Here is a 19,419-nt window from a genome sequence, read left to right as displayed (position 1 = left end):
GAAAAAGGATGAACAACTTTCTTTGCTGCCCACCCTTTTTTCACACATCTTTCATCGCTGATAAAACTTGGTTATCTAATTTTGCTGCAGCGCGAAGATCGTATGTTTTTTCATATTTTGGTTCAATAGCAAGTTTCGCACCGTAAAACATTACGTCACGCACCTCTTGCACAGAAACTTCAATTAACGTTAATTTAAGCGGCACACCTTCCATCCGCTCTGATTTTATAATCGCTTCACCACTAATAGAATATACAGATTCATTCGCCATAACGGTAAGAACCAGTCCTGCATGATGACGTAAATTCTCTACAATGCGCGAGCGTTGATCCACTGCAAAACGGATAGATTTTTCATCCATTGCATATACCCATGAAATTGCATTTACATTTGGAACACCTTTTTCAAAATCAGTCGTTGCAATTGTTACAATACGTTCTTCACGCAACACTTGCATTAAGATAGCTGTTAATGTTGGTTCTACTATGTTTGCCATATTTCCACCTCCATAATCATCTATACTGATTCCGCTCTAACAGGCAAGAAGACTCCCACTACAAGAAGGTGGGACTATACCTATACGGTTCAACTAACCATCAGCAAGAATTCAAGCTCCTTGCTAATAGTTGTTTCACTTTATATAATAACCTATTTTTCGAATTGCGAAAATATTTATTTTTTCTTCTATAGTTCAAAAATATCTAACACACATGATATACTAAAGTACGATAGAACTTGTGCTGAGGTGACGAAATGAGAGTCAAATGTATTCTTTGTGATAAAAAAGAAGATTTAAATGACGAAAATCCAATAGCGAAACGGATTCGTAACCGTCCTATTCATACATATATGTGCAAACAATGTACCGATCGTATTACAGAACGTACTTTGGAACGAAAAGCAACAGGGCACTTTAGACTGTATCGCGATAAAACAATAGAGGATGAATGGTAATCTACTAAAAGGAGTATATGCTGTAATTACAAGTAGAATAACTATAGAAATTTTACTAAAAATAATTGCGCATATCATATAATACCTGTCTTTATTGTAGACTTTATTCCTATCGTTAGGGCCATTCGTTTTCCTAGATAACTTTTCTCTTTACCACCTTTCTCTATTCCTCTTAAACAATGGTAATAATAAAATGAAACTTCCATCAGTAGTTTTTTCATCCCTCACTAATGGTTAGTTGGACCACTCAGGCCCTTGCTATCCGAAATATAAAAACAAACATCACTCTATAGTAGACTGATGGCCATTTACTATGTGACGCGATAACTATGTGCACCATATAAATAAGCTCTTATCAAATATGATAAGAGCTTATTTATATTTTTCTGGCTCACGGTTCATCTGGTCTAAAAAACAATCAATCAGTTCAAGTGGAAACCGAGTTGATTTCTTTTCCCCTTCTTTTTCATATGTAACAAAATACATATCTTCTTTTTTTTCTACCGTAACATGTTTCAACTGATAATCTTCAAGTAACATATTATGAAAAAACATATATGTTTCTTGCGCAGCCTCATCATATGGGCGAGCTTCTGCAACAATTTTAATCGTTAACCAATTATATAATGCATCTTGCACAAAACGCATTTTACATTACCCCTTTAGCTTGCTTTTTGTTGTTTCGCTTGACGTAAACGTAATTTATACATACCAAGTATAATAATTGCTACAACAAGTCCCTCTCCTATTGGTAGAAAGATAGCAAAAAACGTTAAAATAGTACAACCAAGTATTAATACAGTATAAATTACTACATTCTTTAATAAAGGTAATTTTCTAGCAAACCCTAAATTATAAACAATAATGCTAAATATAATAATGGTACCGTAAAGCAACCACATCCCCACTTCTGGATTGACATCTACATTGTACAACTTTGCAAAAAATGACATTTTTTCAAACACTACACTTTCCCCCTTACTCACGCAGATGAATAACAACTTTTTCTATTTCATTTCCAATTTACCTACTATAAGAGTACCCTGCAAAAAAAGTACTGTCCACAACAAAAATCGAATTTTCAAAAAAATAATCACAATAAAAGAGCTGCCTTTTATCAAAAGGCAGCTCTACATTACTTAAGCTTCTACAGATTTCTTTTTCTTAGCAGCTCTTTCGCGCTCACTCTTATCAAGAATCTTTTTACGAAGACGAATTGATTCTGGAGTTACTTCACAGAACTCATCCTCGTTTAAGTACTCTAATGACTCTTCTAAAGTCATTAAGCGTGGTTTTTTCATTGTTGAAGTTTGATCTTTCGTCGCAGAACGAATGTTAGTTTGTTGTTTCATTTTTACAACGTTAACTGTTAAATCATTCTCACGTGTATGTTCTCCGACAATCATACCAGCATATACTTCTGTACCTGGTTCAACGAAGATTACACCGCGATCTTCAACTTGCATAATACCGTATTGTGATGCTTTTCCTGTTTCAAGTGAAACAAGAACACCTTGGCGACGTCCACCCACTTGTCCAGCATGTACTGGTTGGTAGCAATCGAATGTATGGTTTAAAATACCATAACCACGAGTTAATGTTAGGAATTCTGTCGTGTAACCAATTAAACCACGTGCTGGAACCATGAAAGTAAGGCGAACTTGACCGTTTCCGTTATTCACCATATCTAACATTTCACCTTTACGTGCACCCATTGATTCCATAATAGAACCAGTGTATTCTTCAGGAACATCGATTTGTACGCGCTCTACAGGCTCACATCTTACGCCATCAACATCTTTAATAATTACTTCAGGCTTAGATACTTGTAGTTCATAACCTTCACGACGCATATTTTCAATTAAGATAGATAAATGTAATTCCCCACGTCCAGATACGATCCATGCATCAGGAGAATCTGTATTATCTACACGTAAACTTACATCTGTTTCTAATTGTGAACGAAGACGCTCTTCAATTTTACGAGATGTAATATATTTACCTTCACGACCTGCAAATGGGCTGTTATTTACAAGGAATGTCATTTGTAGTGTCGGCTCATCAATACGTAATAACGGCAATGCCTCTTGATGTTCAACTGGACATACCGTTTCACCTACGTTAATGTCTTCCATACCAGAAACAGCTACTAGGTCTCCAGCTTTTGCTTCTTCAATTTCTTGACGTTTTAATCCCATGTAACCAAATAATTTTGTTACACGGAATTGTTTTACACTTCCATCAACCTTCATTAATGCAACTTGTTGTCCTACTTTCATTGTACCGCGGAATACACGACCAACTCCGATACGACCTACATAATCATTATAATCAAGAAGTGCTACTTGGAATTGAAGTGGCTCTTCGCTGTTATCAACTGGTGCTGGAATATGTTCAATGATTGTGTCAAATAATGATTTCATATTCTCTTCTTGGTTTGCTGGATTTGAATCTAAGCTTGCTGTTCCGTTCATTGCTGATGCAAATACAACCGGGAACTCTAATTGATCTTCGTTTGCACCAAGTTCAATGAATAAGTCGACTACTTCATCAACTACTTCATCAGGGCGAGCGAAGTCACGGTCAATTTTGTTTACAACAACGATTGGCGTTAAGTTTTGCTCAAGAGCTTTCTTTAAAACAAATCGTGTTTGTGGCATACAACCTTCATATGCATCAACAACAAGTAGAACACCATCAACCATTTTCATGATACGTTCTACTTCTCCACCGAAGTCAGCGTGACCAGGTGTATCTAAAATGTTAATTCTTTTATCTTCATAGTGAATCGCAGTATTCTTCGCTAAAATTGTAATACCACGTTCTCTTTCTAGATCATTTGAGTCCATTGCGCGTTCTTCAATGTGTTCATTCGCACGGAACGTCCCCGCTTGACGTAATAACTGGTCAACAAGTGTTGTTTTACCATGGTCAACGTGGGCGATAATTGCTATATTTCGTAAATCTTCTCGTTTTTTCAACATGTCCAACTCCTAGTGTCTTTTTAATCCTTCTCTATTATAAGAGCGAAGGGGATACAATGGCAATCAAAATAAAATCAAGAATGAAAATATAGTTGTATTCTCACTTTTGTGAAAGTACAATGAAATTTGGAGGGTGAAATATATGGAACAGATTCAGTATCGCTTTTTATTCACAGCTATCATTGGCGTTATTTTTATGATTGGTATTGGAATTATGATTGCTGAGAACAGCCCAATCGGTGCTATTATTTGCATTATCGGTACGATTTTTACAATCGGATACGGATTTATAACAAAACGAAAAATGCGTAAACTACGATAACAACAAAAAGTAAGAAGCGATTTTCTATGCCTCTTACTTTTTTGTTTTTTCTATGGATTTTATACTCTTATTGTACATATTGCAATACCTCTTCATATACGCCTGGTCTTGCAACGAGAACGCTGCTCTTCTCAATAATTCGAAGTGGATCGCCATTAAAGGTCGTTACTTTGCCTCCAACCTCTTCTACAATAATCATTCCTCCGCCGAAATCCCATGGAGATAAACGAGGCGTCACATACGCATCCAATCTCCCTGTCGCTACATATACCATTTCAAGTGCTGCACAACCATACGAACGTGTTCCTCTTGCCCTTTTTACAAGCTGTGCCATCTTTCTCATATCAAGACGAGGATTATCAGTAAGCCACGTTGCATTTACAGCAACAACCCCTAAAGACACTTGACTTGGCTGCAATAATGGAATTTCTATATCATTACAAAATGCTCCTGCACCTTTTTGCGCATGATATAACTCATCATGAACTGGATCATATACGAGACCAATTTTTCCGATACCGTTCTCATATACGCCGATTGAAATTGCAAAATTTCGCTTTTGATGAACAAAATTCATCGTGCCATCAATCGGATCAATTAACCACACAACCCCATCTGATGAAGCTAACTCATCTCCATATCCTTCTTCTCCAAGAATATAATGTTCTGGAAAGGTATCTTTAATTTTCTCGATAAAAAACTGTTCAATTTCCCGATCCATATTCGTTACTAAATCTGAGGCATTTGACTTCGTTTCGATAATAAGAGATTGCTTCAGCGATGAAACAAGGTGTCGTCCAGCTTCTTTTATCCATTGTTTTGCATGTACATCAATTTCTTTCCACACCTCTTGCATATTTAAACACTCCGATCTGTACAATTCACAGAAAAAACGAACCCTTTATAAGGTTCGCACCAACTAAATTTTTATACATACACTATTATTACGCCTCTAACCGAATCATTTCAAGTCTTAACACTTCTAATTTTTTCATACATTCTTCTTTTTTCATATCATCATTTTCCATCATCGCATCATATAGAGTTGCTAATTCATAATCTAATTCTAAACGCAGCACCGGAATTCTCTTCTCCGCATCTGTTCTTTTTAATGCATTAATTACCTGTCTCATATTCGTTTGCCTCCTCCCAATATTCGTTTGCCCTCAACTAAAATTTACTTAATTTTCTGATTTTTTGTTTTATACTATATTATGTGGGATAAATCATCTATGCAACTAATTTATATTTTTATCTGAAAATTTTTTATAAGCTTCTTTTTTATGAATTGTACAAGCTATGCTAGAATAGAAACAAACTAGGAGTTGGAGGAACAACCATGACATCAAAAACTTTCAAAGAAAAAGATTTTACAGTGTTCTCTGTGGATGGTCTAGAAGAAAGAATGGCTGGAATTAAAATGAACATTCATCCGAAGTTAGAAGCACTCGGTGAACAATTTGCTCATTTCTTAACGAAAGAAACAGGTGAATCCTTTTTCTATCATGTAGCAAAACACGCACGTCGTAAAGTCAATCCACCAAACGATACTTGGGTTGCATTTTCAACAAATAAACGCGGATATAAAATGTTGCCACATTTTCAAATTGGATTATGGGGTACACATGCTTTTATATACTTTGGATTAATTTATGAGTGCCCACAAAAAATGGAAGCGGCTCATGCCTTTTTAAAACATTTAAATGATTTAAAAACGAATATACCAAATGATTTCGTTTGGTCCATTGACCATACTAAGCCTGATGTAAAATTTCATGATACCCTTCAATTAGAAGAGTTACAGGAAATGATCGAGCGGCTATCTACCGTAAAAAAGGCAGAGTTATTAGTAGGAATTCATATGCCTCCAGAAGAGTTTACAAATCTTACTGATGAACAATTTATTAAAAAAATCGAAACGACGCTGCACTCACTCCTTCCTTTATATAAAATTTGTAATCGATAAAGCAAAACGGACAATACATGTATTGTCCGTTTTTAGTTGTTATTACATTATAACACTTCATAATTTATTTTTCAAAATTTTTTTACATTTTCACAATATCTTCTTCTTCTAAATTTTTCGCCTTTTGAATTGTTCGATAGATGGAATAACCACTCACTTCTTGAAATTCTTTGTCGATTTTCTTTTCTTCTGCTTTCCCTGGTACAATCTCTTTAAAATTGCGATACAAGCTCATAAGATTTTCTCTCTTTAATCCTTTCTCATAAGCTTGTTCAATTGCTTCATAAAATTTAATTACTGCAACCATTTCTTCCGTTGACCAATCATAATCAATTGGATATTGATATTCCATGATAACACCTCATTTATTCCATTTCGCCCTAATTTGTATTTGTTCCTCTTCATAATCATAGGTACTATAAAGCGAAACTTTAGTTCGAGCTTTTACGAGCAATAGCTCATATAGCCCCTCTTTATTTTCTCAAAACCATTTGATTTTGGGTATTACTATTGTCGAATGTCATGATAAATTCTTGCCCAGTTGGGATATCTTTCATTCTTTCCATCACTTATCTAACCCATACAAGATCATCTTGCTCTATGCTTTAGTACTCCAAGCCATTCAACTCTTCTGCATCATCCAAGTTAATACACCTAAATTCCTTTTCATAGCAACCCCTCTTTGCATTATACACTATTTCCTGTTTTGCCACGCGTTGATCTTCCTACGTAAAAATGATAATTACCATTATTATTTTTCTATACATCTTTCGATATAGGTGATATAATGCTTTTGTTTTGTAGAACATAAAGTGATCCTTCAATTAGTAGTATAGATCTTCTCTCTACTATCGTTTAGTAAAACAGGATAAACATAAAACAAAACTAATAAATATTAATAATAATTAAGAAGAAGGGGTGTATAAGTTGTCCCAATACGAAACACCATTGTTTACTGCTTTAATAGAGCACAGCAAGCGCAATCCAATCCAATTCCATATCCCAGGCCATAAGAAAGGTCAAGGAATGGATCCTGAATTCCGCGAATTTATTGGGCATAATGCATTATCAATTGATTTAATTAATATTGCACCGCTCGATGATTTACATCACCCAAAAGGTATGATTAAACAAGCGCAAGATTTAGCCGCGAAGGCATTTGGCGCTGATCATACATTTTTTTCCGTACAAGGAACAAGCGGAGCAATTATGACAATGGTGATGAGTGTTTGTGGTCCTGGCGATAAAATTCTTGTACCACGTAACGTTCATAAATCTGTTATGTCAGCGATTATTTTTTCAGGTGCAAAACCGATTTTTATTCATCCAGAAATTGATCCAACATTAGGAATTTCACATGGAATTACAATTCCTTCTGTAAAAAAAGCACTTGAAGAGCATCCTGATGCAAAAGGATTACTTGTCATTAATCCAACATATTTTGGTTTTGCAGCCGACTTGCAACAAATTGTCGAGTTAACTCATTCCTATAATATACCTGTTTTAGTGGACGAAGCTCATGGTGTTCATATTCATTTTCATGATGAACTACCAATGTCAGCAATGCAAGCTGGTGCCGATATGGCAGCAACGAGTGTTCATAAATTAGGCGGTTCATTAACACAAAGCTCTATTTTGAATGTAAAAGAAGGGCTTGTAAATGTAAAGCATGTTCAATCTATTATTAGTATGCTTACAACAACTTCAACGTCTTACATTTTACTAGCTTCGCTGGATGTTGCAAGAAAGCGTCTTGCAACAGAAGGACGTGAGATTATTACAAAAACAATTCAATTAGCAGAAAAAGTTCGAAAACAAGTAAATGAGATTGAACATCTATATTGTCCTGGTAAAGAACTACTAGGAACAGATGCCACTTTTAATTACGATCCAACAAAGCTCATCATCTCTGTAAAAGAATTAGGAATTACAGGTCACGATGCCGAGCTATGGTTAAGAGAGCATTATAATATAGAGGTAGAGCTTTCTGATTTATATAATATCTTGTGCCTTGTTACACTTGGAGATACAGCAGAAGAAACAAATTTATTGGTTCACGCTCTGCATGATTTGTCAACTACATTTAAAGATAGTGCAGAAAAAGGCGTACAAGTACAAGTCGAAATTCCAGCAATTCCTGTTCTTGCATTATCTCCACGTGATGCCTTTTATTCTGAAACAGAAGTTGTTCCTTTTGCAGAAGCTGCAGGCCGCATTATAGCAGATTTCGTTATGGTCTATCCACCAGGCATCCCAATTTTTACTCCTGGTGAAATTATTACACAAGAAAACTTAGACTATATTCAAAAAAACTTAGAAGCAGGATTACCAGTACAAGGCCCTGAAGATATGACATTACAAACATTACGTGTTATTAAAGAATATAAACCAATTAGCGAATAACACCCACCCCACTTCATATTTTTGAAGTGGGATTTTTTCTTTACAATCATATCCCTCTTTGTTTTCACAGTATTTTTCTTATGCACTCTTTACCCGCCTATTCATACGATATAAGGTGAAACTTCCATCAGTTTGTTTTTTTTCTGATGGTTAGCCCTACCAATGGGACTCTTACAGGCAATGTCTCTCCTACCTAACTTCTTTATCACATTAAAATTTTGAGGTGGGAGTCTTTACTGTATGTGAGTACAAAAGAAAAAGAACGTAAACGTATAGGTGGGATCTTATGATTGTAATTGGGCGTTCCATTGTACATCCATATATAAAAAATGAAACCGAACCATTCTTTTCGGAAAAACAAAAAATTTTAGAGATAATGACAGGAAATCAAGAAGTATATAACTTTCAAACATTAGACGAGTTAAATTTTGATATAAACATTCGTGTTTATATCATCACTTCTGCCCTAGAGTTATTTCAAAGCGGACTTCAATTCCGTACATTTGGGCAATCTTACTGTAATCCTGAATTTTGGGAACGCACTCATTTAGGGGGATTTCAACTTCGCCCTAATGTGCTACCCTCTTTCGCAATTCGTGATATTTTTGCAAATGGTAAAAAATACGGAACAGAATGTGCAACTGCGATGATTATTATCTTCTATAAGTCACTATTAGCACTATACGATGAAGGAACGTTTAATCGTTTATTTGCAAACTTGCTTTTATATACGTGGGACTATGATAAGGATTTGAAACTAATTACAAAAACCGGAGGAGAAATTGTTCCCGGTGACCTTGTTTATTTTAAAAACCCACAAGTAAACCCGGCAACAATTGAATGGCAAGGAGAGAATGCAATTTACTTAGGAAATTTCTTTTTTTATGGGCATGGTGTCGGTGTAAAAACAGAAAATCAAGTTATTGATTTGCTTAATCAACGACGTATTCCTTTCGCTTTTTTATCAGCATACTTAACAGACTTTCTAACACGTATAGATAGCCGTATGATGAGTCAATTTGCTTCTGCGAAGAAAATACAAACACAACTTGAACTCATTCCGATTCGAGATGATGCCATTATTGCAACAGTTGGGCATACAACTTCAATTCACTAAAAAACGCCTGCATATGCAGGCGCTTCCTTATTTATTGGGCTTTAGTATGCTCTTTATGCTCACAATCGCATTTAGAGCTACATTTTCCGTATAATACCGTTACTTTTTCATCCTCAAAATGTGCAATTGTGCTCTCACAAACTTGACATACGATAGTTCCCATTTTAAATTTCCCCCTATTATTGTAATCCCCAAGACCTTTTTTGTAACCGCTTAACTTTCTGTCTTTATTTTAATATGTTATACTTTTTTCGTCAATAGTTTTTAAGTATGACACATTGATTATTTTTTAATTTTATTAGTATGAAACATTTATAATTAAAAAGCAGCCGCATATTTTAAATTACGACTGCTTTTTAACAATTATTCCTCATATTCAGCATGCACAGATGTTGGTGGCAGCAGAAACTTAAAAAACTCCGCAAGATCCGTTGCTTCTTCACTCGTTTTTAATTTAAAGACAGCTTGTAAATGTTGCACATCCTCAATATCATCCTGTCCAAGGAGGGTTGATCGACCAGTTTGCATACAAACAACAAGTGGTTTACCAAAAAACATAGTTGTATACACTACACCAAAATCATACCGAGTCTCATTTGTCATGAAACCAAGAAAGCGGACTTTTGCTTTTTCATGTTCATCATATAATTTCTCAAACACCGTCTCTCGCTCTCCTTTCTTCTTGGTCTTTCCATATTGTATATATTAAACAAAAAAAGGGATATCCCTTTTCAATTGTAAAAAAATTCATAATAATGTTAAAATAGTGATATATCATGTCATTAGGAGGCTTATTATGCAAGACGCATTCATTAAACTTGTCCCAAAGTCAAAACAACAATCTATCTCATTAGACGATGTAAAACAACTCTTTCATTATTATAAAACGATTACAGCTCAAACAGGCCAACAAATAGGCTTTACATACTCAAGTACTGCCTTTCCATACGAAATAGTTGATACATCTGAGACAACTCTCTATTTAAAAGCTAATCATGAACGCTATCATTCTATTTATGTAGGAATAGGTATAGAAAACGAACAATCTTTTGTGCAAATTACATTGCCGCCTTCTGCAACATTTGGGGATAAAGGAAAAGCTAATGAATTTTCTAGATTTCTAGCAAAAAAATTAGAAGGGGAATTACAACTTTTTAATGGAAGAACAATGTACTTTTATAAACGTTAACTAGTAAAAAAGAATAGCTTACTTATAAAAAAAAGCATGCTATTTGCAATAGTGAAAAAAAATGCCTTTTTTCTAGCGTGCAATATAATATGAGCAATAACATAAGCTAAATAAAAAAATACAAAAAAGAGCAACACTTTGTAATGCAACTTATCACGGTCCGATAATAATAACACAATTGAAAATCCGCTCCATATAATGAAATGGAGGAATGAAACCACTGTTATTCTCATGGCATTGCCTCCTTTCGCACGTCCTATTATATTACAATATATGGGCACCATATGAAATCATTACATAATATAAAGAAACACACCTTAACTATCCTAAAAATAAGGACAAGTAAGGTGTTTTTTACTTTTTTAATCTAACTATCATATGTAACTAACAGTATATACAGGATTAAAATAAAGTGAAATTTTCATCAGTGATGATACCCATCCCCCGCTGATGAATAACTCTGCAAATTGGATACATGAATTAGTTGCTGGACCAATTGTTCGTTATAATACAATTTCTCATCAATTACATACACGAACTGTTGATGCAGATAAATTCTCCGAAGGAATTCGTCGTTTTATTAATTGATATTCTTCCATTTTTCCAGAAAGAATTTAATCATGAAGAACTAGAAAGTTTATATTTTAAAACAGATCATCATTGGAATATGAGAGGTGCATTTTATGCATATGAATATACAATGAATTATATATCTAATCACTCAAAAATATATAAAAATGATACGGTAAAGGGACGTCATATATGAATTTGAAAGATGCATATGAGTTTGTGAGCCAACTTTCCTTAGAGGAACAAAAGAAATTGTACTTAGCATTAGGGCATGATTTCGAAGATACGGACCCACCAAGTTCCCAATTGATTCGAGACATTCGGGAAACGCGTTTTCATGACAGTCTAGCCTGTGTGCATTGTGGAAGTAAAGCTGTGAAACGTAATGGAACGTATCGTGCTCGCCAACGTTATCTCTGTCATGATTGCGGTCGCAGCTTCAATGACTGCACCAAAAGTCCAATGGCAGGCACTCGTTATCCAAACAAATGGTTGGCTTACATTCAATACATGGTCGAAGGAATCTCTCTTCGAAAGATTGCGGAACATCTTGATATTCATCTTTCCACCGCCTTTTATTGGCGTCATAAGGTATTGTATGCCCTTCGATTGATAGGCTTTCAGCCGTTGCAAGGAATTGTAGAGTCGGACGAAACCTATTTCTTAGATTCAGAGAAAGGAAAACGTGACATTTCTCATCGAAAAGCACGGAAACGTGGCGGAAGTGCATCCAAACGCGGTATCAGTAAGGAACAAGTTTGCGTATTGGTCGCACATGACCGTAATGGCACCCTCTTGTCTAAAAGGGCAGGATACGGACGCATTACAGCAACGGAAATTGATGAAGTCATGGGTCATCTGTTAGGTGGCTCTCTTTCCCTATGTAGGGATGAAGCTACCAACTACAAACGGTTTGCGGAGCTAAAAGGCTTGGAACACCACACAATTAATACTCGCAAGAAAGAATATGTGAAACGTGGCTTGTACCATATACAACATGTCAATAGCTACCATAACCAATTGAAAGGATGGTTGTTCCGTTTTCGCGGGGTAGCGACGAAATATCTAGATAACTATCTCTACTGGCATCAATTCTTATATAGACGGAAGAAAGCCAAGAAACAAATACAGACAGAGGATATGTTCTTAGAGGGATTCCGACGTGCATCAGGGGTAACAGTAGAAAAAATGGGGAGAATTGCATAATAGAGATGGCAAAGTCCATCTCTGGGATTTAACGATTGATAATGTTCTGTTCTGATAATACCAAATCAATAAAAGACGATAATTCACCGACAAATGTTTTAACTCCCTTCACATGATAAAAGGTGCTAGTCGTTTCAAAGTCAAGTATGTCAGTATGTTCAGAGTATAAGTAAATTGGTTTTCCTACCCCTAGAGCAATACCGAGCTCTATGTGGCTTCCTTTACCTGCTGGACTCAAAACAATGAGAAAATCGGAATCTAGAACGGCTTGTTTTTCCTGTTCTCCGATTTCTATCAAATCTTTCAATGTATTTGCTCGTTGATTCTTTGTCCAATCATATGTTTGAACAAACCCTTTTTCATTTAATGAGGAAGCAACTGACCTTACTGTATGTATGTTTCCGAAGCTTGAAGCTACATAATATTTCATATCGATGCCTCCTAATAATGAAAAATTCTCCTTTTATTTTAACATATAAATCTATTCTCCTAAAGCAACAATCTTTAAGAACAGATCCTATTTTTAACATATTTCCGAAAGAAGCCCCCATCTTCAAGCGCGTGACGGGCAAAGGCCCAGCGGTAAGGAGGGGATGCATTTCGGTTAGGCATAGCCTAACTGATTTGTAAGAACCGCCAATTGTTCGTATAGTGTATACGCTCCATATCTGACATCTTCACTTGCTCATAGGATTTAGAAGGGTTTTGTATGTACTGTCCATGTATATCTTGTATGTATACCACTTTTCCTGTAAATCCTGTCACAAATCCTACTTGTCCAAATAACATTTATTGATCTTCATTATCCAACAAAAAAGGTGCTCAATAACAGTTAGTCGAACAAAAAGCTGATATAGTAACGTTTTTATATAATAATACAAATGTTTTGGATGGTATGCTCAAATTCCAAACCATTAAGTAAATAAAATATAAAACAATTTTAATAGAATATTACTGCCTCAATCTGAAATTAGACTTAGACTCATTTTTTCTAAATAAAACAACCGCCTCCTAGATACTAGGGGACGGTTGTTTTATTTATCTTATATTATTTTACAATGTGAATTGGCATTCCAAGAGCAACTTCAGCTGCTTCCATTGTGATTTCACCTAATGTTGGGTGAGCGTGGATTGTTTGAGCGATATCTTCAGCTGTCATTCCAGCTTCGATAGCTAAACCAATCTCAGAAATAATATCAGAAGCGCCTGCGCCTGCAACTTGTGCACCTACAAGAAGACCATCTTCTTTACGTGTTACAAGTTGTACGAAACCGTCTGTGCTGTTTAATGATAATGCACGACCGTTTGCAGCGAATGGGAATTTAGACACTGCTACGCTCATTCCAGCTTCTTCAGCTTGTTTCTTAGTGTAACCAACAGATGCTAATTCTGGATCAGTGAAGCATACTGCTGGAATTCCGATGTAATCGATTGCCGCTGCGTGACCGCTAATTGCTTCAACAGCTACTTTACCTTCGTAAGAAGCTTTGTGAGCTAATGGTGGTCCAGGAACGATATCACCAATTGCATAGATATTTGGTACGTTTGTACGGCATTGCTCATCGATTTCGATTAGACCGCGGTCAGTCATTTTAACTCCAACTTGCTCAAGACCAATTTCTTGAGTGTTTGGACGACGACCTACAGTTACTAATACGTAATCTGCTTCTACAGTTTGTACTTCGCCTTTAACTTCGAAGCTAACTTTTACGCCGTTTTCAGTTTCTTCAACGCCTTTAGCCATAGCTTTCGTATGGATTGTTACGTTACCTTTTTTCTGAAGAGCGCGTTTAACAACTGTGCTCATTGCTTTTTCGAAACCAGCTAAGATTTCATCGCCAGCTTCTACTACAGTAACTTCTGTACCGAAGTTAGCATATGCAGTTCCTAATTCCATACCGATGTAACCGCCGCCGATTACAACAAGTTTCTTCGGAATTTCAGGTAAGCTTAATGCGCCTGTAGAGTTAATAACACGTTTAGAATATTTGAATCCAGGAATTTCAATTGGTGTAGAACCTGTTGCAAGAACAGCATTTTTAAACGTATACGTTTGAGCTGCATCTTCAGTCATTACGCGTAATGTGTTTGCATCTACGAAGTAAGCTTCACCGCGAATGATTTCAACTTTGTTACCTTTTAGAAGGCCTTCTACACCGCCAGTTAATTTCTTAACTACGCCGTTTTTCCATTCTTGAACTTTTGTGAAGTCAACTGTTACGTTTTCTGCCATAATACCCATGTCATCAGAATGTTTTGCATTCTCATAACGATGACCTGCATTGATTAATGCTTTAGATGGAATACATCCAACGTTTAAGCATACACCACCAAGGTTAGCTTTTTCAATAATAGCTACTTTTTGTCCTAATTGTGCTGCACGAATTGCTGCAACATATCCACCAGGACCTGCACCAACAACGACTGTATCTAATTCAATTGGGAAATCTCCTACTACCATTGTTTATTACGCCTCCATTACTAATAATTGTGGGTCGTTTAATAGACGTTTAATTTGGTTTAATGCTTTCTGAGCAGTTGCACCGTCGATTAAGCGATGGTCAAAGCTTAAAGATAATGCTAATACTGGAGCTGCAACGATTTCACCGTTTTTCACAACTGCTTTCTCAGCAATACGGCCGATACCAAGAATTGCTACTTCTGGGTGGTTAATAACTGGAGTGAACCATTGTCCACCTGCAGAACCAATGTTTGTGATTGTGCAAGAAGCACCTTTCATCTCTGCTGGAGCTAAGCGACCTTCACGTGCTTTAGTTGCAAGCTCATTGATCTCGTTAGAGATAGTGAAGATAGATTTACGATCAGCATCTTTTACAACTGGTACTAAAAGACCTTTGTCTGTATCAGCAGCGATACCAATGTTGAAGTAATGCTTGTGAACGATCTCTTGAGATGCATCATCTAAAGAAGTGTTCATCATTGGGTATTCACGTAATGCAGATGTTAATGCTTTTACAACGTATGGAAGGTAAGTTAATTTAATACCTTTTTCAGCTGCAACAGCTTTGAATTTCTTGCGATGAGCAACAAGTTCAGTTACATCTACTTCGTCCATTAATGTTACGTGAGGAGCTGTATGTTTAGAGTTAACCATTGCTTTTGCAATCGCTTTACGGATACCGCTCATTTTCTCACGAGTTTCTGGGAATTCACCAACTGGAATTGGTTGTGCTTTTGGAGCTTCTTCTTTCGCTGCTGCTGGAGCTTCTTTCGCTACTGGAGCTTCAGTTGCTGCTGCTACTTGTCCACCGTTTGCAAATGCATCGATGTCAGCTTTTACAACACGACCGTTTTTACCAGTACCAGCTACTAGACGAATGTCTACACCTTTTTCGCGTGCATATTTACGAATAGATGGCATAGCAATTACGCGCTCGTTAACTACTTCTGCAGTTGCTGCTGGAGTAGCCGCTGCTGCTGGAGCTTCTTCTTTTACTTCTTCAGCTTTTGGAGCTTCGTCATGATCGTCACCTTTAAATTTAAGGTTTTCATAACCAGGAGCGTCAAATTTAACAAGAACATCTCCTACTACTGCTACTGTACCTTCTTCTACAAGAATGTCAAGTACTTTACCTTTAACTGGAGAAGGAATTTCTACAACAGCTTTATCATTTTGTACTTCAAGAAGTACATCATCTTCGTTTACTTCATCGCCTGGTTTAACAAACCATTTTACGATTTCACCTTCGTGGATACCTTCACCGATATCTGGTAGTTTAAATTCAAATGCCACGGAATTCAGCCCCCTGATTCATATCATTATTATTAAGTATCGCAAAAGAAATCAGCATGCGCTGACTTCTTTTGCACATAAAAGTAAAATTAAAATTAGAAGTTCATTACTTTGTTAACAGCTTCAACAATATCCTTGTGGTTTGGTAACCATACGCTCTCTGCTTGAGAGAATGGGAATACTGTATCAGCAGCTGCAACACGTACAACTGGAGCTTCTAAGTTTAAGATTGCACGATCATTGATTTCTGCTACAACATTAGCTGCAATACCAGCTTGTTTTTGAGCTTCTTGAACTACAACAACGCGGCCTGTTTTTTCAACAGAAGCAATAATTGTTTCGATATCTAATGGTTGAACTGTACGTAAGTCAACAACCTCTAAAGAGATGCCTTCTTTTTCTAGTTCTTCAGCAGCTTTTAATGCAGCATGTACCATTGCACCGTATGTGATAACAGATACATCTGTACCTTCACGTTTTACATCAGCTTTACCAAGGTCAATTGTGTATTCACCTTCTGGTACTTCTTGACGGAAAGAACGGTATAATTTCATGTGCTCTAAGTAAATAACTGGATCGTTATCACGAATTGCAGAAATTAAAAGACCTTTCGCATCGTATGGAGTAGATGGAATTACAACTTTTAAACCTGGTTGTTGTGTCATTAATCCTTCTAAGCTGTCAGCGTGTAATTCTGGCGTATGAACACCACCACCGAAAGGAGAACGAACTGTAATTGGAGCAGTCCAACGTCCACCAGAACGGTAGCGCATACGAGCCATTTGACCAGAAATAGAATCCATTACTTCGAAAACGAAACCGAAGAATTGAATTTCAGGAACTGGACGGAAGCCCTCAAGTGCTAAACCAACTGCAAGTCCACCGATACCAGACTCTGCAAGTGGAGTATCCATTACACGGTCTTCACCGAATTCAGCTTGCAAACCTTCAGTAGCACGGAATACACCGCCGTTTACACCAACGTCTTCACCAAACACAAGTACGTTAGGATCATTTTTCATTTCAACGCGTAAAGCATCAGTGATTGCTTGAATCATTGTCATTTGAGCCATGGCTTACTTCGACTCCTTTTCTTTGTAAATTTCATATTGTTCAGCTAAGTTGTAAGGCATTGTTTCGTACATGATTTCCATTAAATCAGTAACTTTTTGTTTTGGAGCTTGGTCTGCTTTAGCAATCGCTTCTTTAATATCTTCTTTAGCCTGTTCGATTACTTTTTCTTCTTCTTCTTGAGACCAGATGCCTTTGTTTTCTAAGAACGCACGGAAACGTACGATTGGGTCTTTTTGTTCCCATTCGTTTTCGATATCTTTTGTACGGTAACGAGTTGGGTCATCACCAGCCATTGTATGTGGACCGTAACGGAATGTTAAAGTCTCGATTAAAGTAGGGCCTTCACCGTTTACTGCGCGCTCACGAGCAAAAGCAGTTGCTGCGTATACAGCTAATGGGTCCATACCGTCTACTTGAATTCCATAAATACCTGCTGCAACTGCTTTTTGTGCTACAGTTTTTGCTGCAGATTGTTTTTCTACTGGAGTAGAGATTGCATAACGGTTGTTTTGAACAACGAAGATTGCTGGAGCTTTAAATGCACCCGCAAAGTTCATACCTTCGTAGAAGTCACCTTGAGACGCTCCGCCGTCACCAGTGTAAGTAATTGCAACAGATTTTTTACCACGTAATTTCATACCTAACGCAACACCAGCAGTTTGGATGATTTGCGCACCGATAATAATTTGTGGAGAAAGTGCATTTACATCTGCAGGCATTTGGTTACCCATGAAATGTCCGCGAGAGAATAAGAATGCTTGGTATAGTGGTAAACCGTGCCATACTAATTGTGGAACATCACGGTACCCTGGTAAGATGAAATCTTCTTTTTCAAGAGCAAAATGACTTGCTAATTGAGAAGCTTCTTGTCCAGCTGTTGGCGCATAGAAACCTAAGCGACCTTGACGGTTTAAAGAAATAGAACGTTGGTCTAATACGCGAGTATACACCATACGACGCATTAATTCTTTTAATTGATCATCAGTTAATTCTGGCATAGCTGCTTCATTCACAACTTCGCCTTTTTCATTTAAGATTTGTAATGTTTCAAATTGAGCTGCGATAGCTTTCATTTGCTCATCAACATTAAATAGGGCCTTTTTTGTTTTAGTACCCATTCCGTTCACCTCTTCCTCTCTTGAACCATATTCTTAAACGCTTTCACTAGCACCTTGCTAAGATAAAAGCATAAGCGCGAAAACTGACGCACCATTCGTCAGTTATTGAATAATTTGTGCACCTAACAATCTGTACTAATGTTTTTATTTAAACAAATTAATACAATCTTGATCACGTTTTTAAGTTTACAACTATTCTAATCACCCTGTCAATCACTTTGATTTCGAAATTTTTTCGGAATTTAACGAGGTTTTCTTAACAAATACACATTTTCAAAATACTATCTGTATTAGTGAGTGAACCTCACCTGTTATATTATTCCCTTTTCACACATATTTTGATCATAGAATAATATGTAAACGATTTATTTCACTCTTATCTTTTGTCCCATTTTAATAAAAATATGCAGCTCTTATCGCCTTTTAGGCAAATAACTATAACATTTTTCTTCTTTCTTCCATACATTATATTAACCGCAGCATTCGCGGAAATGGTAAAGGAGGTTACACCATGTACGGATACACTCATTGTTATTACCCAACTGCTTGCGCATGTCCTACGTATGGATATGGTGGATATGGTGGATATGGTGGTTGCGGCGGATTCGGACACGGATTTGCTATAATCGTTGTATTGTTTATACTTTTAATTATCGTCGGTGCTTCTTGCATCTGTTAATGTAAAATGAAACAATTATAAAAGAACAAGGCGGTTTGACTACCTTGTTCTTTGTCATGACTTTTCCCACGACCTTTGGTAGA

26 protein-coding genes are annotated in these 19,419 nt (G+C 36.6%); 10 read left to right on the top strand and 16 right to left on the bottom strand.

Features of this window, described 5'->3' with window-relative positions:
* Positions 1-40: 40 nt before the first annotated feature.
* Complete coding sequence (locus AB1279_RS07925) at positions 41-496, bottom strand: pyridoxamine 5'-phosphate oxidase family protein (protein WP_429758357.1); 456 nt, start codon at positions 494-496, stop codon at positions 41-43.
* Positions 497-753: 257 nt separating this feature from the next.
* Between AB1279_RS07925 and AB1279_RS07920 the strand changes: the two genes are divergently transcribed.
* Complete coding sequence (locus AB1279_RS07920; RefSeq protein WP_429758356.1) at positions 754-954, top strand: YlaI family protein; 201 nt, start codon at positions 754-756, stop codon at positions 952-954.
* Between the two features lie 372 nt (positions 955-1,326).
* Here AB1279_RS07920 and AB1279_RS07915 read toward each other — a convergent pair whose 3' ends face one another.
* The 3 genes from AB1279_RS07915 to typA form a co-directional block, all read right to left on the bottom strand.
* Positions 1,327-1,602, bottom strand: coding sequence for a hypothetical protein (locus AB1279_RS07915; RefSeq protein ID WP_429754108.1), 276 nt, complete (start codon positions 1,600-1,602; stop codon positions 1,327-1,329).
* A 14-nt stretch (positions 1,603-1,616) separates the two neighbouring features.
* The gene (locus AB1279_RS07910) at positions 1,617-1,919 is read right to left on the bottom strand and encodes a YlaH-like family protein (RefSeq protein ID WP_429754107.1); all 303 of its coding nucleotides are present in this window, start codon (positions 1,917-1,919) and stop codon (positions 1,617-1,619) included.
* Positions 1,920-2,093: 174 nt separating this feature from the next.
* The gene (gene typA, locus AB1279_RS07905) at positions 2,094-3,938 is read right to left on the bottom strand and encodes a translational GTPase TypA (protein WP_429758355.1); all 1,845 of its coding nucleotides are present in this window, start codon (positions 3,936-3,938) and stop codon (positions 2,094-2,096) included.
* A 142-nt stretch (positions 3,939-4,080) separates the two neighbouring features.
* On the opposite strand from typA, the gene AB1279_RS07900 reads away from it, so the two are divergent.
* A complete protein-coding gene (locus AB1279_RS07900) occupies positions 4,081-4,260 on the top strand; it encodes a DUF5325 family protein (protein ID WP_336483232.1) in 180 nt (59 codons plus the stop codon).
* A 67-nt stretch (positions 4,261-4,327) separates the two neighbouring features.
* Here AB1279_RS07900 and AB1279_RS07895 read toward each other — a convergent pair whose 3' ends face one another.
* Together AB1279_RS07895 and AB1279_RS07890 are read right to left on the bottom strand one after the other, a co-directional pair.
* Entirely contained in the window at positions 4,328-5,116 is a 789-nt protein-coding gene (locus tag AB1279_RS07895; protein WP_429758354.1) for an inositol monophosphatase family protein, read from the bottom strand.
* Between the two features lie 88 nt (positions 5,117-5,204).
* Complete coding sequence (locus tag AB1279_RS07890) at positions 5,205-5,393, bottom strand: hypothetical protein (protein ID WP_035429204.1); 189 nt, start codon at positions 5,391-5,393, stop codon at positions 5,205-5,207.
* Between the two features lie 206 nt (positions 5,394-5,599).
* Here AB1279_RS07890 and AB1279_RS07885 point away from each other — a divergent pair, with 206 nt between their 5' ends.
* Complete coding sequence (locus AB1279_RS07885) at positions 5,600-6,226, top strand: YktB family protein (protein ID WP_429758353.1); 627 nt, start codon at positions 5,600-5,602, stop codon at positions 6,224-6,226.
* Between the two features lie 82 nt (positions 6,227-6,308).
* Here the strand turns inward: AB1279_RS07885 and AB1279_RS07880 are convergent, their stop codons facing one another.
* Positions 6,309-6,578 carry a UPF0223 family protein gene (locus AB1279_RS07880; protein ID WP_336483235.1) on the bottom strand — a complete coding sequence of 90 codons (270 nt, stop codon included), beginning with the start codon at positions 6,576-6,578 and terminating at the stop codon, positions 6,309-6,311.
* A 566-nt stretch (positions 6,579-7,144) separates the two neighbouring features.
* Here AB1279_RS07880 and AB1279_RS07875 point away from each other — a divergent pair.
* Together AB1279_RS07875 and AB1279_RS07870 are read left to right on the top strand one after the other, a co-directional pair.
* Positions 7,145-8,629 carry an aminotransferase class I/II-fold pyridoxal phosphate-dependent enzyme gene (locus tag AB1279_RS07875; RefSeq protein WP_429754103.1) on the top strand — a complete coding sequence of 495 codons (1,485 nt, stop codon included), beginning with the start codon at positions 7,145-7,147 and terminating at the stop codon, positions 8,627-8,629.
* 286 nt (positions 8,630-8,915) lie between these two features.
* Positions 8,916-9,746: a protein-glutamine gamma-glutamyltransferase gene (locus AB1279_RS07870; RefSeq protein ID WP_429758352.1), complete on the top strand. Its 831-nt coding sequence runs from the start codon at positions 8,916-8,918 to the stop codon at positions 9,744-9,746.
* Positions 9,747-9,777: 31 nt separating this feature from the next.
* On the opposite strand, the gene AB1279_RS07865 is transcribed toward AB1279_RS07870, so the two are convergent.
* On the bottom strand, positions 9,778-9,909 hold the full coding sequence (locus AB1279_RS07865; protein ID WP_098305665.1) for a GapA-binding peptide SR1P: 132 nt from the start codon (positions 9,907-9,909) through the stop codon (positions 9,778-9,780).
* Positions 9,910-10,109: 200 nt separating this feature from the next.
* A complete protein-coding gene (locus tag AB1279_RS07860) occupies positions 10,110-10,406 on the bottom strand; it encodes a DUF3055 domain-containing protein (protein ID WP_429754101.1) in 297 nt (98 codons plus the stop codon).
* A 136-nt stretch (positions 10,407-10,542) separates the two neighbouring features.
* Here AB1279_RS07860 and AB1279_RS07855 point away from each other — a divergent pair, with 136 nt between their 5' ends.
* Entirely contained in the window at positions 10,543-10,935 is a 393-nt protein-coding gene (locus AB1279_RS07855) for a DUF1885 family protein (protein WP_429754100.1), read from the top strand.
* Here the strand turns inward: AB1279_RS07855 and AB1279_RS07850 are convergent.
* Positions 10,932-11,168: a hypothetical protein gene (locus AB1279_RS07850; RefSeq protein ID WP_429754099.1), complete on the bottom strand. Its 237-nt coding sequence runs from the start codon at positions 11,166-11,168 to the stop codon at positions 10,932-10,934. The genes AB1279_RS07855 and AB1279_RS07850 overlap by 4 nt on opposite strands.
* Positions 11,169-11,385: 217 nt before the next feature.
* Between AB1279_RS07850 and AB1279_RS07845 the strand changes: the two genes are divergently transcribed.
* The 3 genes from AB1279_RS07845 to AB1279_RS07835 are packed head-to-tail and all read left to right on the top strand — an operon-like array spanning position 11,386 to position 12,711.
* On the top strand, positions 11,386-11,523 hold the full coding sequence (locus tag AB1279_RS07845) for a hypothetical protein (protein WP_429754459.1): 138 nt from the start codon (positions 11,386-11,388) through the stop codon (positions 11,521-11,523).
* Positions 11,480-11,701, top strand: coding sequence for a DHHW family protein (locus tag AB1279_RS07840; RefSeq protein ID WP_429758351.1), 222 nt, complete (start codon positions 11,480-11,482; stop codon positions 11,699-11,701). Before AB1279_RS07845 ends, AB1279_RS07840 begins: the two co-directional genes overlap by 44 nt.
* The gene (locus AB1279_RS07835; RefSeq protein ID WP_429758350.1) at positions 11,698-12,711 is read left to right on the top strand and encodes an IS1595 family transposase; all 1,014 of its coding nucleotides are present in this window, start codon (positions 11,698-11,700) and stop codon (positions 12,709-12,711) included. Before AB1279_RS07840 ends, AB1279_RS07835 begins: the two co-directional genes overlap by 4 nt.
* Positions 12,712-12,739: 28 nt before the next feature.
* Here AB1279_RS07835 and AB1279_RS07830 read toward each other — a convergent pair whose 3' ends face one another.
* The 6 genes from AB1279_RS07830 to pdhA form a co-directional block, all read right to left on the bottom strand.
* Positions 12,740-13,141 (bottom strand): group-specific protein, encoded by a 402-nt coding sequence (locus AB1279_RS07830; RefSeq protein ID WP_429758349.1) that lies wholly within the window; start codon positions 13,139-13,141, stop codon positions 12,740-12,742.
* A gap of 185 nt (positions 13,142-13,326) precedes the next feature.
* On the bottom strand, positions 13,327-13,500 hold the full coding sequence (locus AB1279_RS07825; RefSeq protein WP_429758348.1) for a hypothetical protein: 174 nt from the start codon (positions 13,498-13,500) through the stop codon (positions 13,327-13,329).
* A gap of 259 nt (positions 13,501-13,759) precedes the next feature.
* Positions 13,760-15,172 carry a dihydrolipoyl dehydrogenase gene (gene lpdA / locus AB1279_RS07820; protein ID WP_429754094.1) on the bottom strand — a complete coding sequence of 471 codons (1,413 nt, stop codon included), beginning with the start codon at positions 15,170-15,172 and terminating at the stop codon, positions 13,760-13,762.
* Positions 15,173-15,178: 6 nt separating this feature from the next.
* A complete protein-coding gene (locus tag AB1279_RS07815; RefSeq protein WP_429754093.1) occupies positions 15,179-16,465 on the bottom strand; it encodes a dihydrolipoamide acetyltransferase family protein in 1,287 nt (428 codons plus the stop codon).
* 95 nt (positions 16,466-16,560) lie between these two features.
* On the bottom strand, positions 16,561-17,538 hold the full coding sequence (pdhB, locus tag AB1279_RS07810; RefSeq protein ID WP_429754092.1) for a pyruvate dehydrogenase complex E1 component subunit beta: 978 nt from the start codon (positions 17,536-17,538) through the stop codon (positions 16,561-16,563).
* Between the two features lie 3 nt (positions 17,539-17,541).
* Positions 17,542-18,657: a pyruvate dehydrogenase E1 component subunit alpha gene (gene pdhA / locus AB1279_RS07805; protein WP_429754091.1), complete on the bottom strand. Its 1,116-nt coding sequence runs from the start codon at positions 18,655-18,657 to the stop codon at positions 17,542-17,544.
* 511 nt (positions 18,658-19,168) lie between these two features.
* Between pdhA and AB1279_RS07800 the strand changes: the two genes are divergently transcribed.
* Positions 19,169-19,336, top strand: a complete 168-nt coding sequence (locus tag AB1279_RS07800) for a YjcZ family sporulation protein (protein WP_429758347.1) — start codon at positions 19,169-19,171, stop codon at positions 19,334-19,336.
* Positions 19,337-19,419 lie beyond the last annotated feature (83 nt).

This window comes from Bacillus sp. S14(2024) (assembly GCF_050473785.1).
GTDB lineage: Bacteria > Bacillota > Bacilli > Bacillales > Bacillaceae_G > Bacillus_A > Bacillus_A yunxiaonensis.
This window is presented reverse-complemented; position numbering and strand designations above follow the sequence as displayed.

Coding starts and splice junctions, on each gene's coding strand:
- pdhA (WP_429754091.1), bottom strand. CDS start 18,657: ATGGGTACTAAAACAAAAAAGGCCCTATTTAATGTTGATGAGCAAATG.
- pdhB (WP_429754092.1), bottom strand. CDS start 17,538: ATGGCTCAAATGACAATGATTCAAGCAATCACTGATGCTTTACGCGTT.
- AB1279_RS07850 (WP_429754099.1), bottom strand. CDS start 11,168: ATGAGAATAACAGTGGTTTCATTCCTCCATTTCATTATATGGAGCGGA.
- AB1279_RS07830 (WP_429758349.1), bottom strand. CDS start 13,141: ATGAAATATTATGTAGCTTCAAGCTTCGGAAACATACATACAGTAAGG.
- AB1279_RS07840 (WP_429758351.1), top strand. CDS start 11,480: ATGCAGATAAATTCTCCGAAGGAATTCGTCGTTTTATTAATTGATATT.
- AB1279_RS07920 (WP_429758356.1), top strand. CDS start 754: ATGAGAGTCAAATGTATTCTTTGTGATAAAAAAGAAGATTTAAATGAC.
- AB1279_RS07835 (WP_429758350.1), top strand. CDS start 11,698: ATGAATTTGAAAGATGCATATGAGTTTGTGAGCCAACTTTCCTTAGAG.
- AB1279_RS07900 (WP_336483232.1), top strand. CDS start 4,081: ATGGAACAGATTCAGTATCGCTTTTTATTCACAGCTATCATTGGCGTT.
- AB1279_RS07895 (WP_429758354.1), bottom strand. CDS start 5,116: ATGCAAGAGGTGTGGAAAGAAATTGATGTACATGCAAAACAATGGATA.
- AB1279_RS07925 (WP_429758357.1), bottom strand. CDS start 496: ATGGCAAACATAGTAGAACCAACATTAACAGCTATCTTAATGCAAGTG.
- AB1279_RS07825 (WP_429758348.1), bottom strand. CDS start 13,500: ATGTTATTTGGACAAGTAGGATTTGTGACAGGATTTACAGGAAAAGTG.
- AB1279_RS07890 (WP_035429204.1), bottom strand. CDS start 5,393: ATGAGACAGGTAATTAATGCATTAAAAAGAACAGATGCGGAGAAGAGA.
- AB1279_RS07800 (WP_429758347.1), top strand. CDS start 19,169: ATGTACGGATACACTCATTGTTATTACCCAACTGCTTGCGCATGTCCT.
- AB1279_RS07865 (WP_098305665.1), bottom strand. CDS start 9,909: ATGGGAACTATCGTATGTCAAGTTTGTGAGAGCACAATTGCACATTTT.
- AB1279_RS07855 (WP_429754100.1), top strand. CDS start 10,543: ATGCAAGACGCATTCATTAAACTTGTCCCAAAGTCAAAACAACAATCT.
- AB1279_RS07880 (WP_336483235.1), bottom strand. CDS start 6,578: ATGGAATATCAATATCCAATTGATTATGATTGGTCAACGGAAGAAATG.
- AB1279_RS07885 (WP_429758353.1), top strand. CDS start 5,600: ATGACATCAAAAACTTTCAAAGAAAAAGATTTTACAGTGTTCTCTGTG.
- typA (WP_429758355.1), bottom strand. CDS start 3,938: ATGTTGAAAAAACGAGAAGATTTACGAAATATAGCAATTATCGCCCAC.
- lpdA (WP_429754094.1), bottom strand. CDS start 15,172: ATGGTAGTAGGAGATTTCCCAATTGAATTAGATACAGTCGTTGTTGGT.
- AB1279_RS07915 (WP_429754108.1), bottom strand. CDS start 1,602: ATGCGTTTTGTGCAAGATGCATTATATAATTGGTTAACGATTAAAATT.
- AB1279_RS07870 (WP_429758352.1), top strand. CDS start 8,916: ATGATTGTAATTGGGCGTTCCATTGTACATCCATATATAAAAAATGAA.
- AB1279_RS07845 (WP_429754459.1), top strand. CDS start 11,386: ATGAATAACTCTGCAAATTGGATACATGAATTAGTTGCTGGACCAATT.